Origin of the sequence: Pseudomonas sp. NPDC089392, assembly GCF_044749595.1 — a bacterium.
Lineage (GTDB): Bacteria > Pseudomonadota > Gammaproteobacteria > Pseudomonadales > Pseudomonadaceae > Aquipseudomonas.
In genome coordinates, this window is the sequence record NZ_JBIVIF010000045.1 from 1 (window position 1) to 14,110 (window position 14,110).

A 14,110-nucleotide genomic window follows, 5' to 3' on the forward strand; every position below is an offset into this window, starting at 1 on the left:
AGGCGCATAAAAAATCCGATGCTCGTTTCCAAGCATCGGATTTTGCGGCCTATGGGCTAAAGGTCAATGCGTCAGTCTTAACTGACTGGCATTAGGCCTTGGCCGGGTTTTTTTATGCCTGCGAATTAAACCGTGACATGCAGGCGCACATCCACATTCCCGCGGGTGGCGTTGGAATACGGGCACACCTTGTGCGCCTTTTCCACCAGCCCTTCGGCATCGGCCTGGGCCAGGCCCGGCAGGTTGATGTGCAGGTCGATGTCCAGGCCGAAACCACCCGGGATCTGGCCGATGCCCACCTTGGCGGTGATAGAGGCATCTGCCGGCAGGGCTTTCTTCTCTTGCCCGGCCACGAATTTCAAGGCGCCGATGAAACATGCCGAGTAACCGGCAGCAAACATCTGCTCGGGGTTGGTACCGTCACCCCCAGCGCCGCCCAGTTCCTTGGGGGTGCTCAGGCTGACTACCAGCTTGCCGTCGCTGGAGCGGGATTTGCCGTCGCGCCCACCGGTAGAGGTAGCTTCTGCGATGTACAGCGGAGTGACCTTTTGCATCTTGAGCCTCGCTAATGTGCTGTGCGCTCCCGTTTGCAGGAGGGCGCGGGTTGGTGTGGGACTTAAATTAGCGCGCAATTAGTTAGCGCGCAATATAAATCGTCACCGCTCATCCGAACGGCCATTGCACAGCATAGCCCTCAGAGGTTTTTCTGCAGGCTCTCACGCAGGCTCAGCAAATCGGCCTGCAGTTGCTGCAACTGCTCCAGGCTGCGCCCGCTGGCCTTGAGGATGCACTGCGGCACCTCTTTGGCCTGTTGTTGCAGGGCGCGGCCCTTGTCGGTCAGTTGCACCAGCACCACCCGTTCGTCCTCGCGGCTGCGGTTGCGCTGTAGCAGGCCTTCGCTTTCCAGGCGTTTTAGCAGAGGGGTCAGCGAGCCCGGGTCGGTGAGCAGGTGTTGGCTGATTTCGCCCACGGTCAGGCCATCTTGCTGCCACAGCACCAGCATGGCCAGGTACTGCGGGTAGGTCAGGCCCAGGGCCTGCAGCAGCGGTTTGTAGACCTTGGTCATCAGCAACGAGGTGGAGTGCAGGGCGAAGCAGACCTGGTTGTCCAGCAGCAGCTCGTCACAGGAGGCTTGGGTGTCGGCGTTCATGCAGGTCCTTGAAGGTAATCAATCGGAAAGTCTGGCACGCTGATCATTAGTGTGCGCATTACTCGCGCAGTTCACTGCGCAAGGCCAGGTCCCAGGGTGGAATCGGGCTGAAGCGGCTCTTGAGGAATTCGAGCAGCAAACGGCTGCGAGAGTTCGTTTCATGTTCCAGGCGTAGTGCGTAAATGCCGCTGGTCTCGGCTTCAGGCAGGCCGCCGTCGCAAAACAGCGGGATCAGTTCGCCGCGCAGCAGGTATTCGCTGATCAGCCAGGTGGGCAAGTGGGCGATGCCTAAGCCGGCCAGGGCGCCGAACAGCAGGGTTTCGGCGTTGTTGGCGGCCATGCGCATGCGCGTGGGGCGGTACAGGCGGGTTTGCCCGGCCACGTTGAAGCGCCAGGCGAATGGCGGCGCCAGGCCGTCCCAGTCCAGGCCGTCGTGCCCGGGCAGTTCGCTGGGGCAGGTGGGCATGCCGCGGCTGGCCAGGTAGGCCGGGCTGGCGCAGGCGATGCGCACCATGTAGGCCAGCGGCGTGGCGACCAGGCGGGTGTCGGCCAGGGGGCCGGCGCGTAGTACCAGGTCGACTTCGCCCAGGTGGCTGCCATGCAGGTCGACGAAGCTGTCGATCAGGCGCAGTTGCACATCCAGGCCCGGGTAAGCCACCAGGAAGTCGGCGATGGCCGGGGCCAGGTGGCGGCGGCCGAACGCTGCAGGGGCGTCGATGCGGATCAGGCCCTCGGGGGCATTGCTCAGCGAGACCGCTTCGGCCCGGGCCAGGCGCAACTCTTCGATGATGCGCCTGGCCCGTTCGGCGAAGGCATTGCCTGCAGGTGTGGCGCGCACAGCGTGGGTGCTGCGGGTGAACAGGCGGCTGCCAACGGCGCTTTCCAGGTTGTCGATGCGCCGGGCCACGGCGGACGGGGTCAGCGGGTGGCGGCGGGCGGCGGCGGAAAAACTGCCGGTCTCCAGCACATCGAGGAACAGGCTCAATTGGTCGGTCAGGGTGTCGGGGCTCATGGCTGCCTTGCTTTTGCGAAAAACGCACAGCCATTGTGCGCTGCTGTGCGTTTCCCCGCCAGCGCACAATCGTTAGCATGCTCGCATTATCTGTACAGGCGGACGAGGCCCTGATGATCGAGTGGTTGTTGTATATCGTGCTGGGCGCAGCCCTGGGGACCATGGGCGGGTTGTTCGGCATTGGCGGCGGGCTGATTGCGATCCCGGCGCTGGGTGTGCTGTTTGGCCTGGACCAGCAATTGGCGCAGGGTACGGCGCTGGTGATGGTGGTGCCGAACGTGCTTTTGGCGTTGTGGCGCTATCACCAGCGCAACCGCATCGAGCTGCGCCATGCCTTGCCGTTGTCGGCATGCAGCTTCGTGTTTGCCTGGCTGGGGTCGATCTGGGCAGTGGGGCTGGATGCGCACTCCATGCGCCTGGGCTTTGTCGGCTTTCTGGTGGCCCTGGCGGTGTGGAACGTGGCACGGATGTTCATGAAGGTTGCGCCGGCCAGTGCCGAGCTGCGCTATGGCTGGCCGTGGCTGGGTGTGCTGGGCAGCTTTTCCGGCACCATGGGCGGTTTGTTCGGGGTGGGTGGGGCGGTAGTGGCCACGCCGATCCTGACCAGTGTGCTCGGTACCACCCAGGTGGTAGCGCAGGGGCTGTCGCTGGCGCTGGCGGCGCCAAGTACCTTGGTGACCCTGGTGACCTATGGCGTGCACCATAGCGTTGACTGGGGGGTGGGGGTGCCGTTGGCGGTGGGGGGCTTGCTCAGCATCAGTTGGGGAGTGAAGTTGGCCCATGCGTTGCCGGAGAAGGTGTTGCGGGCGATGTTCTGTGTGTTTTTGGTGGTGTGTGCGGTGATGCTTGGGTTTGAGCTTTGAGATTTTGGGGCCGCAAAGCCCCCCCGGCTCACTTGAACCCTTCGACGATGTAGCCAGCCATGCAGTCGGTAATCGGCGAAGGGTTCTGGGTACTGCGCACCAGCATCACATTGGCCACCGGCAACTGCGGTAGCCCGTCGCTTTCACCCAGGATGCGGATATTCCCGCCAATCAGGCTCTGCAACTGCGCGGTCACCGCCAGCCCCGCCGTAACGATGGCAAAGATCGCCGCCAGGCTCGGGCTGGTGTAGGCAATGCGGTAGTCTATGCCCTGTGCCTCCAGCGCATTGCAGGTCCAGGCCCGGCAAAAGCAGTCAGTGTTGAACAGCGCCACCGGCATCGGCCGCTGTTCCTGCGGGCAAAAGCCCTCGGCGGCGGCCCACACCAGGCGCTCCTGGCGCAGCAACTGGCCAATCTCGTTGCCCGGCTCGCGGGTGACGATCGTCAGGTCCAGGTCCTGGCGCAACATCAGCTGTTTGGACGAGTCGCAATGCACCTCCACCTGCACCAGCGGGTAGGCCTGGGCAAAGCTCGACAGGATGGTCGGCAGAAAACGCATGGCGTAGTCGTCGGGGGTACCGATGCGTACCAGCCCGACCATGTGCGGCATGCGCAGGGTGTTGAACACTTCGCCATGCAGCTTGAGGATGCGCCGGGCATAGCCCAGCAGCACTTGGCCTTCGGCGGTCAGCCGCACTTGGCGGCCGTCACGTTCAAACAGCTGGCGCTGCAAAATGTCTTCTTCCAGGCGTTTCATCTGCATGCTCACCGCCGACTGGGTGCGGTTGACCACCTCGCCGGCGCGGGTGAAACCGCCTTGCTCGGCGATGGCGACGAAGGTGCGCAGTACGTCCGCATCAAGGCTCTGGTACTGGGACATTGCATCAATCTCCGAGATGCATGGCATCAGAAACATTCGTTGGATTGATCTTAAGCCTGGCGTGAGACTGAGGCCATCAACACGGAGGGCTTCACGATGAAAGGTCATGTCAGCAGCATCCAGCAACCTGCCTTTACCCTGAACCACCTGTGGCATGCGGCCCTGCAGCGCCCGCTGCGCTGGCTGCAGCTGTACCGCCAGCGCCAGGAACTGGCCAGCCTCAGTGATGCAACCCTGCACGACCTGGGGTTGAGCCGGGCGGATATCCAGCAAGAGGCCGAGCGGCATTTCTGGGATGATCCACTGCGTAAGTGACGCCAAGCGTGGTAGTGGCTCTTGCTCTTGCTCTTGCTCTTGCTCTTGCTCTTGCTTCGGCTTTTGCTTCTAAGCGCGCGATAGTCCAGGCGCCGCAGATTGCGACTTCAGGAGGCCGAGCGAAGGGGTTGCGGAGGGAGGTGACGGGCATGGATGCCCGTCAAGCGCTGAGGCCCCATGGATGGGGCCTGCAGCGCGTACTCCCGGGAGCAAGCCCGTAGCGAGGGGACCCCGGAGCGAAGCGTAGGGGCCGGATGATAGGAGCCAGCGTTTTTTGGTTACTTTTTGTCGCGTTTGACAAAAAGTGACCCGCCGTAAGGGCGGAAAGGTGACTTGGCGCCACCTGCGCGAATGAATGTCTACACGGTGTGAAGGCCCACATCCCAACAGCAACAGCAACAGCAACAGCAACAGCAACAGCAACAGCAACAGCAACAGCAACAGCAACAGCAACAGCAACAGCAACAGCTTATGCGGCGGCTTTAAGACGGAGAACAGTCCGTTTGCGATAGCGACGCTTACTCACCTTTTCGCCCTTACGGCGAGTCACTTTTTGTCAAACGCGACAAAAAGTAACCAAAAAACGCTGCGCTCCCATCATCCGGCCCCTACGCTGCGCTCCGGGGTTCCCTCTCTCCGGCCTTGCTCCCGGGAGTACGCGCTGCAGGCCCCATCCATGGGGCCTCAGCGCTTGACGGGCATCCATGCCCGTCACCTCCCTCCGCAAGGCCTGCGTTCGGCCTCCTGAAGTCGCGAAGATCAAGATCAAGATCAAGATCAAGATCAAGATCAAGATCAAGATCAAGATCAAGATCAAGATCAAGATCAAGATCAACAGCGTCAGCGTCAGCGTCAGCGTGCTGCGTTTAGCGCCTTACTTGCTTCAGCGTCTCGGCAATCAAAAACGCCAACTCCAGCGACTGGTCGGCATTCATGCGCGGATCACAATGGGTGTGATACCGATCCGACAACGCATCCTCGGTAATCGGCCGTGCGCCGCCAATGCACTCGGTAACGTTCTGCCCGGTCATCTCGATATGGATGCCGCCAGCATGGCTGCCCTCAGCCTGGTGCACCTGGAAGAACTGCTTCACCTCATCAAGGATCTGCGCAAAATCGCGGGTCTTGTAGCCGCTGCTGGCCTTGATAGTGTTGCCGTGCATCGGGTCGGAACTCCACAGCACCTTGCGCCCCTCGCGCTCGACGGTGCGGATCAACCCTGGCAGGTGCTCGCCAACCTTGCCGGCGCCCATGCGCACGATCAGGTTCAGGCGGCCTGGGTCGTTAGCCGGGTTCAGCGTGTCGATCAGGCGGATCAGCTCTTCGGGGTTCATGCTCGGGCCAACCTTGACCCCGATCGGGTTGTGCACACCCCGCAAAAACTCCACATGGGCGCCGTCCAGCTGGCGGGTGCGGTCGCCGATCCACAGCATGTGCGCCGAGCAGTCGTAGTAGTCGCCGGTCAGGCTGTCCTCGCGCACAAAGGCTTCTTCATAGTTCAGCAGCAGGGCTTCATGGGCTGTGAAGAAGCTGGTTTCGCGCAGTTGCGGCGCGCTGTCCAGGCCGCAGGCGCGCATGAACGCCAGGGTTTCGTCGATGCGGTTGGCCAACTGGTGGTACTTGTCGGCCAGCGCCGAGTTGGCGATGAAGTCCAGGTTCCACTTGTGCACCTGGTGCAGGTCGGCAAACCCGCCCTGGGCAAAGGCGCGCAGCAGGTTGAGGCTGGCGGTGGCCTGGTGGTAGGCCTGCAGCAGGCGTTCCGGGTCGGGGATGCGGCTTTTGGCGTCGAAACCGATGCCGTTGACGATGTCGCCACGGTAGGCGGGCAGGGTGATGTCGCCGATGGTTTCATCGCCTGCCGAGCGCGGCTTGGCGAACTGCCCGGCCATACGGCCCACCTTGACCACCGGGCAGCCGGCGGCAAAGGTCATGACAATGGCCATTTGCAGCAGCACCTTGAAGGTGTCGCGGATTTTCGCCGCCGAGAATTCGGCAAAGCTCTCGGCGCAATCACCACCCTGCAGCAGGAAGGCGCGGCCTTCGGTAACCTCGGCAAACTGCCGGCGCAGCTCGCGCGCCTCGCCCGCGAACACCAGCGGCGGGTAGCTGGCCAGGGTCTGTTCAACCTTCAGTAAGTGCGCGGCATCGGGGTAGGTCGGTTGCTGCTGGATCGGCAGGGCGCGCCAGCTGTCAGGGCTCCACGGTTGGTTCATCTCGGGCTCGGTCTTGTTGGTTGTAGGCTTCAAACCATGGTAACAGTTGGCGCTGCGCTTGTTGCATCAAGGGCGTTGACGGACAATGCGCGTTTTTGCGCGGGTGGGTGGTGAGCATGGCGGCGGAACGGGAAGAGCGGCTACTGGCACGGGTGGAAGATGCCTTTGGCGTCATCAGCGTGTACGAAGTAGACGACTACCGCTTTCTGGAATTTGGCGATGCCATCGAGCAGAGCTGCGTGTTCACGGCCGACCCCAGCTGGCTGGAGTACGACTACACCCGTGCCATGCTGGTGGGGGCGCTGTGCCATGAACAGCCGGAAAGCGCGCTGTTTCTCGGCCTGGGCGCCGGCACGCTGACCCAGGCCTGCATGAAGTTCCTGCCGCTGGACGATATCGAAGCCATCGAACTGCGCGCGGACGTGCCGCGCCTGGCTATGGAATACCTGGGCCTGGACGACGACCCGCGGTTATATGTGCGTATCGGCGATGCCCTGGAGCTGCTGCCCACGGCGGAGAAGGCCGACCTGTTGTTTGTCGACCTTTATACCGACCACGGGCCGGGGGTAGGGCACCTGGCGTGGAACTTCCTGGAGAACTGCCAGCAGCAGCTGAACCCGGGCGGTTGGCTGGTGATCAACCAGTGGGCCACCGATGACGGCAAGCCGCTGGGTGCGGCCTTGCTGCGCGGGTTGTACCACCGGCATTACTGGGAACTGCCGGTGAAGGAGGGCAATGTGATTTTGCTGGTGCCGGCGGACCTGGAGCAGAGCCTGGACCTGGAGGGCTTGCGAGCGCGGGCCGAGGCTTTGGCGCCGCAGCTGGGGTACAGCCTTGAAGGGTTGATCCGCGAGATTCGGCCGGCTACCTGAATGGCTGGTGCGGCTTATGCGAAACCTGAACGCTGTCGCGGTCCATGTAGGAGCGGCCTTGCGTCGCGAAAGGGCCGCAGAGCGGCCCCGGCAATGTCCGCTGCGAAGCTGAAAATGTGGGGCCGCTGCGCGCCCCTTTCGCGATACAAGGCCGCTCCTACAGGGATTGTGGCAGCGTCAGGGATTATCGATTCAGCCCGCGGCCATTGATGGCCCGATACTGGCCCTGCACCCTGAAAATATTCCTCACGTCCCTGCACTATTTCGGGTATAGTACGCGCCGGTCTTTTAGCGGACCTCAAAATCAGGTGGTGCAAATCCTCCGAGTCCAGCTTCGGCTGCACGTCCGCTAGGCGGACCTTCCCAAGTTTTCTTTTTCAATCGTTTTCGCAAATCCCCGCCGACAAAGCTGCCTGGGTGACCGTTCCGGTCTTTCAAGGCATGTGCAGCTTTGCAGCATGGGTCTTTGCGGATGCACTTAGAGGCAGACCCATGACCCAGGAAACCGGCGGCTTCGCCGCTCTCGATCTTAATCCGAATATTGTTGCTGCTGTTGTGGCTACCGGCTACGAAGAGCCGTCCGCCATTCAGCAACAATCGATCCCGATCATCCTCGCCGGTCACGACATGATCGGCCAGGCGCAGACTGGCACCGGCAAGACCGCTGCCTTCGCCCTGCCGATCCTGAACAAGATCGATGTGAGCAAGCGCGAACCGCAAGCCCTGATCCTGGCGCCAACCCGTGAGTTGGCGCTGCAAGTTGCTACCGCTTTCGAAACCTACGCCAAGCAGATGCCAGGCGTTAATGTTGTTGCTGTCTACGGTGGTGCCCCGATGGGCCCACAGCTGCGTGCCATCCGCAACGGCGCGCAAATCGTCGTCGCTACCCCGGGCCGCCTGTGCGACCACCTGCGTCGTGACGAAAAAGTCCTGTCGACCGTGCAGTACCTGGTACTGGACGAAGCCGACGAGATGCTGAAGCTGGGCTTCATGGACGACCTCGAAGTGATCTTCGACGCAATCCCGGCTACCCGTCAGACCGTACTGTTCTCCGCAACCCTGCCGTCGTCGATCCGTTCGATCGCCGAGCGCCACCTGCGTGAACCGAAGCACGTCAAGATCCAGACCAAGACCCAGACCGTTACCGCGATCGAGCAGGCCCACCTGATGGTCCACGCCGACCAGAAGATCCCGGCTGTGCTGCGTCTGCTGGAAGTGGAAGAGTTCGACGCGCTGATCGCCTTCGTGCGTACCAAGCAAGCCACCCTGGACCTGGCCGCCGCGCTGGAAGCCAAAGGCTACAAGGCTGCTGCGCTGAACGGCGACATCGCCCAGAACCAGCGTGAGCGCGTGATCGACTCGCTCAAGGATGGCCGCCTGGACATCGTCGTCGCTACCGACGTTGCTGCCCGTGGCCTGGACGTACCGCGCATCACTCACGTGTTCAACGTTGACATGCCGTACGACCCAGAGTCCTACGTACACCGTATCGGCCGTACTGGCCGTGCCGGTCGCGATGGCCGTGCGCTGCTGCTGGTCACCCCGCGTGAGCGCCGCATGCTGCAGGTGATCGAGCGTGTTACCGGCCAGAAAGTGGCCGAAGCCCGCCTGCCGAACGCCCAGGCCGTGCTGGATGCCCGCATCAAGAAGCTGACCAACAGCCTGGCGCCGCTGGTAGCCGAAGCAGAAGCCACCCACGGTGACCTGTTCGACCGCCTGACCACCGACCTGGGTTGCAGCGCCCGCGCCCTGGCCTCGGCCCTGCTGCGCAAGGCCACCAATGGCCAAGCGCTGGACCTGGCCGCGGTAGAGCGTGAACAGCCGCTGGTACCAAGCTTCGCCCCGCGTGGCGAGCGTACCGAACGTGGTGAGCGTAGCGAGCGCCCTGACCGTGGTGACCGCGAGCGCCGTGCGCCGCTGCCGCTGGCCGAAGGCCGTGTACGTTGCCGTACTGCCCTGGGTGCCCGTGACGGCATCGCTGCCAAGAACCTGTTGGGCGCGATCCTCAACGAAGGTGGCCTGGCACGTGACGCCATCGGCCGCATCCAGGTGCGCGACAGCTTCAGCCTGGTCGAGCTGCCGGAAGACGGCCTCGAGAAGTTGCTGTCCAAGCTCAAGGACACCCGTGTGGCTGGCAAGCAGCTGAAGCTGCGTCGCTACCGCGAGGATTGATCCTGGCGTAATGAAAAAATCCCCGGCCTAGGTCGGGGATTTTTTTTGCCTGTGCCGGCCTCTTCGCGGGTAAACCCGCTCCCACAGAGGACCCCATAGCTTCAAGGCCTGTGCTGAACCTGTGGGAGCGGGTTTACCCGCGAAGAGGCCCGTCAGTCGAACCGATAAATGTCCATCCCCAACGCCCCCAAGGTAAACCCTTGGTGCACCACCCCACACTTGCCTCCAGCCCCCAGGGCAAAGAACAACGGCAACAAATGCTCATCACTCGGATGATTACGCACCGCAAACGGCGCCTGCTGCCGATAACCCAGCAACGCGTCCCGGTCATCCGCCCGCAGCTTCTCCACCACCCAATCCCTGAACGCCAGCGCCCAAGGTTCGATCACGTCCGGCCCGGCATGCCAGTCCAGCTCGCCCAGGTTATGGGTAATGCTGCCCGAGCCAATCAGCAGCACACCCTCGCCACGCAACCCGGTCAGCGCCTGGCCCGCCTTGACCTGCAACGCCGGCCCCAAATGGCTGGGCAGTGAAACCTGCACCACCGGAATGCTCGCATCCGGGTACATCAGCGACAACGGCACCCAGGCGCCGTGGTCGAACGGCCGCTGCGGGTCCAGCCGCGCGGGTAGCCCGGCAGCCTGCAACAACTCGCTGATCTGGCCGGCAAGGCCAGGTTCGCCCGGCGCCGGGTACTGCACCGCATACAAGGCTGGCGGGAAACCGTAGAAGTCATGCCAGGTTTCTGGCTGCGCGCTGCCGGTGACCAGCAGCTCGCGGCTCTCCCAGTGCGCCGACACCACCACGATCGCCTTAGGCCGTGGCAGGGCGTTGGCCAGCCCGGCCAGCGCCGGCCCGCTGGCGCCGGGTTGCAGGGCAAGCATGGGGGAACCATGGGAAATGAACAGGCTGGGCAGCATGGCGGGGTCCTGAAGGTTAAGATGCAATCATCTTCGATCAAGTACAGATCGAAATCCAAACCAAGTTTTACCGACAAACCATCTAAAAATCGGGAGTGATCATGGAGCCAGCGTTCTGGCAGCAGCGGTGGGCCGACAACCAGATCGGCTTTCACCAGGCACAGGTGAACCCCTATCTGCAGCAGCATTGGCCAGCGTTGCAGTTGGCGCCGGGCAGCCGTGTGCTGGTGCCGCTGTGCGGCAAGAGCCTGGACCTGGCCTGGCTGGCAGGGCAGGGTTATCGCGTGTTGGGCGTGGAGCTGTCGCGGCGGGCGGTGGAAGACTTCTTTAGCGAGCATGGGCTTGAAGCCGAGGTGCGGCAGCAGGGCGCCTTCGAGGTATGGCGCAGTGGTGATGTGGAGCTGTGGTGTGGTGATTTCTTTGCCTTGCGGGCGGAGGAGGTCGGCGACTGCGTGGGGTTGTATGACCGGGCGGCGGTGATTGCCTTGCCAGCTCAGATGCGTGCGGCGTACATGCAGGCGCTGTCGGCTTTGCTGCCGGCAAGTTGCCGTGGGTTGGTGGTGACGCTGGACTATGACCAGTCGCTGCTGGCCGGGCCGCCGTTTTCGGTGGGGGATGAAGAGCTGAGGCAGGGGTTTGCCGGGTGGCAGGTGGATGAGCTGGAGGTGGTGCAGGTGATTGGGGAAAGCCCGAAGTTTTTGCAGGCCGGGGCTTCCAGTTTGTTGGAGCGGGTGTACCGGGTTAGCCGCTGACAGGTGTGTAGCCTGTACCGGCCCTTTCGCGGGTAAACCCGCTCCTACAGGGGAATGTGTACCCATGTAGGAGCGGGTTTACCCGCGAAGAGGCCGGTGCAGGCAAACACAAAAAAGGGCGACCGAAGTCGCCCTTTCTTTTTACCAGGGTGGATCAACCGCGGCGGCGCAGGGCCTCGATGCGGTCTTCCAGTGGCGGGTGGCTCATCAGCAGCCCGGCCAGGCCGTGCTTCAGGCCGCCATTGATGCCAAAGGCCTTCATGGTGTCAGGCATGTGCACTGGCAGGCCTTGCTCCACGCGCAGGCGCTGCAGCGCGCCGATCATCGCCGAGGTACCGGCCAGCTGCGCACCGGCCTCGTCGGCGCGGTATTCGCGGCGGCGCGAGAACCACATCACGATCATGCTGGCCAGAATGCCCAGGATCAGCTCGGCAACGATGGTCGCCACGTAGTAGGCAATGCCCTGGCCTTCTTCGTTCTTGAAGATGACCTTGTCGACGAAGTTGCCGATGATGCGCGCGAAGAACATCACGAAGGTGTTCACCACGCCCTGCACCAGCGCCAGGGTGACCATGTCGCCGTTGGCCACGTGGCCGATTTCGTGGGCCAGTACCGCACGCACTTCATCGGGCGAGAAGCGCTCCAGCAGGCCCTGGGACACCGCTACCAGCGCGTCGTTGCGGTTCCAGCCGGTGGCGAAGGCATTGGCCTCGTACGCCGGGAAGATACCCACCTCGGGCATTTTGATACCCGCTTCACGGGACAGCTCTTCGACCGTTTGCAGCAGCCACTGCTCGTGGCGTGTGCGCGGCTGGCTGATGATCTGGGTGCCGGTGGTCATCTTCGCCATCCACTTGGAGATGAACAGCGAGACGAGGGAGCCGGCAAAGCCGAACACGGCGCAGAACACCAGCAGGCTGCTGAGGTTCAGGTCGACCCCGTTGGCGGCCATGAACCCATTGAAACCGAACAGGCTCAGGGTAATGCTTGCAACCAGCACCACCGCGAGGTTGGTGGCCACAAACAACAGAATGCGCATCATGGTTGTTACGTTCTCCTGACGGATGAGTTGTCGCTTACTGCGGGGTATATAAGGGGCCTGCCGTGCCGATTCAATCGGGCGACTATTTCAAACTGTGTACGGCGGAGTATGGCAGAGGATGGTGCGGGGGCTGTGGGATAGAGCGTTGCAGGATGTAAGAAACATTCGGCTTGGTGTTGTGTTGAGGCTGCCGGGTGTTTGGCGCAGGAGGTGTGGTGCCTGTGAGATCGAGCGCCGCAGGTGTTCGCCGAAACATTTGCAGCGCCTATGAGATCGAGCGCCGCCCGCGCGGCGCTTCGCGGCTAAAGCCGCTCCTACGTTTGTTTCGGGCCAGTATCGCCTGTGCCAGGCGCGCGCGACCGCCTTGTTTGTACGACGCGATATCGAGGCATGCGCCAAGGCGTTCGCGCGCAAATGCCACAGGCATAACTGGCCCGAAACAAACGTAGGAGCGGGTTTACCCGCGAAGCGCCGCGCGGGCGGCGCTCGATCTCCGCGCCACCACCAACCCTCCGTCGAACCTCCGGCGCGCCCCATAAAACCTGCGGCGCGCCCCGTCAAACCCCGGCGCCCCCGTCGAACCTTACTGCGAATAAGTCCGCAGGAAGTTACCAATCCGCCCAATCGCCGCTTCCAGGTCATCCACCCGCGGCAAGGTCACCACGCGGAAGTGGTCCGGCCACGGCCAGTTGAACGCCGTCCCCTGAACAATCAACAGCTTCTCCGACAGCAGCAGGTCAAGCGCGAACTTTTCGTCGTTGAGGATCGGGCACACCTTCGGGTCGATCCGCGGGAACGCATACAGCGCGCCCATCGGCTTCACGCAGCTTACGCCGGGGATTTCGTTGAGCAGCTCGTAGGTGCGGTTGCGCTGTTCCAGCAGGCGCCCTGGTGGCAGCACCAGGTCGTTGATGCTCTGGTAGCCGCCCAGCGCGGTCTGGATGGCATGTTGGGCCGGCACGTTGGCGCACAGGCGCATGTTGGCAAGCATGTCGATGCCTTCGATGTAGCTTTGCGCGTGGTGCTTGGGCCCGGAGATGATCAACCAGCCAGAGCGGAAGCCCGCCACCCGGTACGACTTGGACAAGCCGTTGAAGGTCAGGCACAGCAGGTCAGGGGCCAGCGAGGCGGTGCTGATGTGCACGGCTTCGTCGTACAGGATCTTGTCGTAGATCTCGTCGGAGAACACCACCAGGTTGTGCTGGCGGGCCAGCTCCAGCATGCCCAGCAGCAGCTCCTTGGAGTACACCGCGCCGGTCGGGTTGTTCGGGTTGATGATCACCAGGGCCTTGGTGTTCGGGGTAATCTTGGCCTTGATGTCTTCAAGGTCCGGGAACCAGTCGGCCTGCTCGTCGCACAGGTAGTGCACCGGCTTGCCGCCAGCCAGGCTCACGGCGGCGGTCCACAGCGGGTAGTCGGGGGCCGGGATCAGCACTTCGTCGCCGTTGTTCAGCAGCGCCTGCATCGACATCACGATCAGCTCGGACACACCGTTGCCGAGGTAGATGTCCTCGATGGTGACGCCCTCGATTTCCTTCTGCTGGCAGTACTGCATCACCGCCTTGCGCGCGCTGAACAGGCCCTTGGAGTCGCTGTAGCCCTGCGCGGTGGGCAGGTTGCGGATCACATCCTGAAGGATTTCGTCAGGCGCCTCGAAGCCAAACGGCGCCGGGTTGCCGATGTTCAGCTTGAGGATGCGGTGGCCTTCCTCTTCCAGGCGCTTGGCGTGCTTGAGCACTGGGCCGCGAATGTCGTAGCAGACATTGGCGAGCTTGTTCGATTTGCTGAACTGCATGATGGGATCCCGATTGAGAAAACGCGCTAGGCCCCGCCGAAACGTTTGAAAGGGCAGGAAGCGGGTGCCAGACTGAACGCCTGGCACACGAAGCCAACTAATATACGTGCCACCCGCGCCCCGG

General features: G+C 62.8%; 12 protein-coding genes and 1 pseudogene. 5 read left to right on the forward strand and 8 right to left on the reverse strand.

What is annotated here, in order from left to right; translation table 11 throughout:
- Positions 1–125 precede the first annotated feature (125 nt).
- The 3 genes from ACIP1G_RS26535 to ACIP1G_RS26545 all read right to left on the reverse strand — a co-directional run bounded on the left by ACIP1G_RS26535 (position 126) and on the right by ACIP1G_RS26545 (position 2,162).
- Positions 126–554 carry an organic hydroperoxide resistance protein gene (locus tag ACIP1G_RS26535; protein WP_013971531.1) on the reverse strand — a complete coding sequence of 143 codons (429 nt, stop codon included), beginning with the start codon at positions 552–554 and terminating at the stop codon, positions 126–128.
- Between the two features lie 140 nt (positions 555–694).
- Complete coding sequence (locus ACIP1G_RS26540) at positions 695–1,150, reverse strand: MarR family winged helix-turn-helix transcriptional regulator (RefSeq protein WP_400742423.1); 456 nt, start codon at positions 1,148–1,150, stop codon at positions 695–697.
- Positions 1,151–1,208: 58 nt separating this feature from the next.
- Entirely contained in the window at positions 1,209–2,162 is a 954-nt protein-coding gene (locus ACIP1G_RS26545; protein ID WP_400742426.1) for a LysR family transcriptional regulator, read from the reverse strand.
- Positions 2,163–2,275: 113 nt separating this feature from the next.
- Between ACIP1G_RS26545 and ACIP1G_RS26550 the strand changes: the two genes are divergently transcribed.
- On the forward strand, positions 2,276–3,025 hold the full coding sequence (locus ACIP1G_RS26550; protein ID WP_400742508.1) for a sulfite exporter TauE/SafE family protein: 750 nt from the start codon (positions 2,276–2,278) through the stop codon (positions 3,023–3,025).
- Between the two features lie 28 nt (positions 3,026–3,053).
- Here ACIP1G_RS26550 and ACIP1G_RS26555 read toward each other — a convergent pair whose 3' ends face one another.
- A complete protein-coding gene (locus ACIP1G_RS26555; protein WP_400742429.1) occupies positions 3,054–3,905 on the reverse strand; it encodes a LysR substrate-binding domain-containing protein in 852 nt (283 codons plus the stop codon).
- 96 nt (positions 3,906–4,001) lie between these two features.
- Here ACIP1G_RS26555 and ACIP1G_RS26560 point away from each other — a divergent pair, with 96 nt between their 5' ends.
- Complete coding sequence (locus tag ACIP1G_RS26560) at positions 4,002–4,220, forward strand: DUF1127 domain-containing protein (protein ID WP_400742432.1); 219 nt, start codon at positions 4,002–4,004, stop codon at positions 4,218–4,220.
- An 866-nt stretch (positions 4,221–5,086) separates the two neighbouring features.
- Here the strand turns inward: ACIP1G_RS26560 and ACIP1G_RS26565 are convergent.
- Positions 5,087–6,433, reverse strand: coding sequence for a class II 3-deoxy-7-phosphoheptulonate synthase (locus ACIP1G_RS26565; protein WP_400742435.1), 1,347 nt, complete (start codon positions 6,431–6,433; stop codon positions 5,087–5,089).
- A gap of 116 nt (positions 6,434–6,549) precedes the next feature.
- Between ACIP1G_RS26565 and ACIP1G_RS26570 the strand changes: the two genes are divergently transcribed.
- Positions 6,550–7,305, forward strand: coding sequence for a spermidine synthase (locus ACIP1G_RS26570; RefSeq protein WP_400742437.1), 756 nt, complete (start codon positions 6,550–6,552; stop codon positions 7,303–7,305).
- 458 nt (positions 7,306–7,763) lie between these two features.
- Positions 7,764–9,477, forward strand: a pseudogene (locus ACIP1G_RS26575) (DEAD/DEAH box helicase).
- 152 nt (positions 9,478–9,629) lie between these two features.
- Here the strand turns inward: ACIP1G_RS26575 and ACIP1G_RS26580 are convergent.
- Complete coding sequence (locus ACIP1G_RS26580; protein WP_400742440.1) at positions 9,630–10,397, reverse strand: DODA-type extradiol aromatic ring-opening family dioxygenase; 768 nt, start codon at positions 10,395–10,397, stop codon at positions 9,630–9,632.
- A gap of 101 nt (positions 10,398–10,498) precedes the next feature.
- Here ACIP1G_RS26580 and ACIP1G_RS26585 point away from each other — a divergent pair, with 101 nt between their 5' ends.
- On the forward strand, positions 10,499–11,149 hold the full coding sequence (locus ACIP1G_RS26585; protein WP_400742443.1) for a thiopurine S-methyltransferase: 651 nt from the start codon (positions 10,499–10,501) through the stop codon (positions 11,147–11,149).
- A gap of 154 nt (positions 11,150–11,303) precedes the next feature.
- Here the strand turns inward: ACIP1G_RS26585 and htpX are convergent, their stop codons facing one another.
- Together htpX and ACIP1G_RS26595 are read right to left on the reverse strand one after the other, a co-directional pair.
- Positions 11,304–12,191, reverse strand: a complete 888-nt coding sequence (htpX, locus tag ACIP1G_RS26590; RefSeq protein ID WP_016500929.1) for a protease HtpX — start codon at positions 12,189–12,191, stop codon at positions 11,304–11,306.
- Positions 12,192–12,774: 583 nt separating this feature from the next.
- Positions 12,775–13,986 (reverse strand): pyridoxal phosphate-dependent aminotransferase, encoded by a 1,212-nt coding sequence (locus tag ACIP1G_RS26595; RefSeq protein WP_085675507.1) that lies wholly within the window; start codon positions 13,984–13,986, stop codon positions 12,775–12,777.
- Positions 13,987–14,110: the final 124 nt, after the last annotated feature.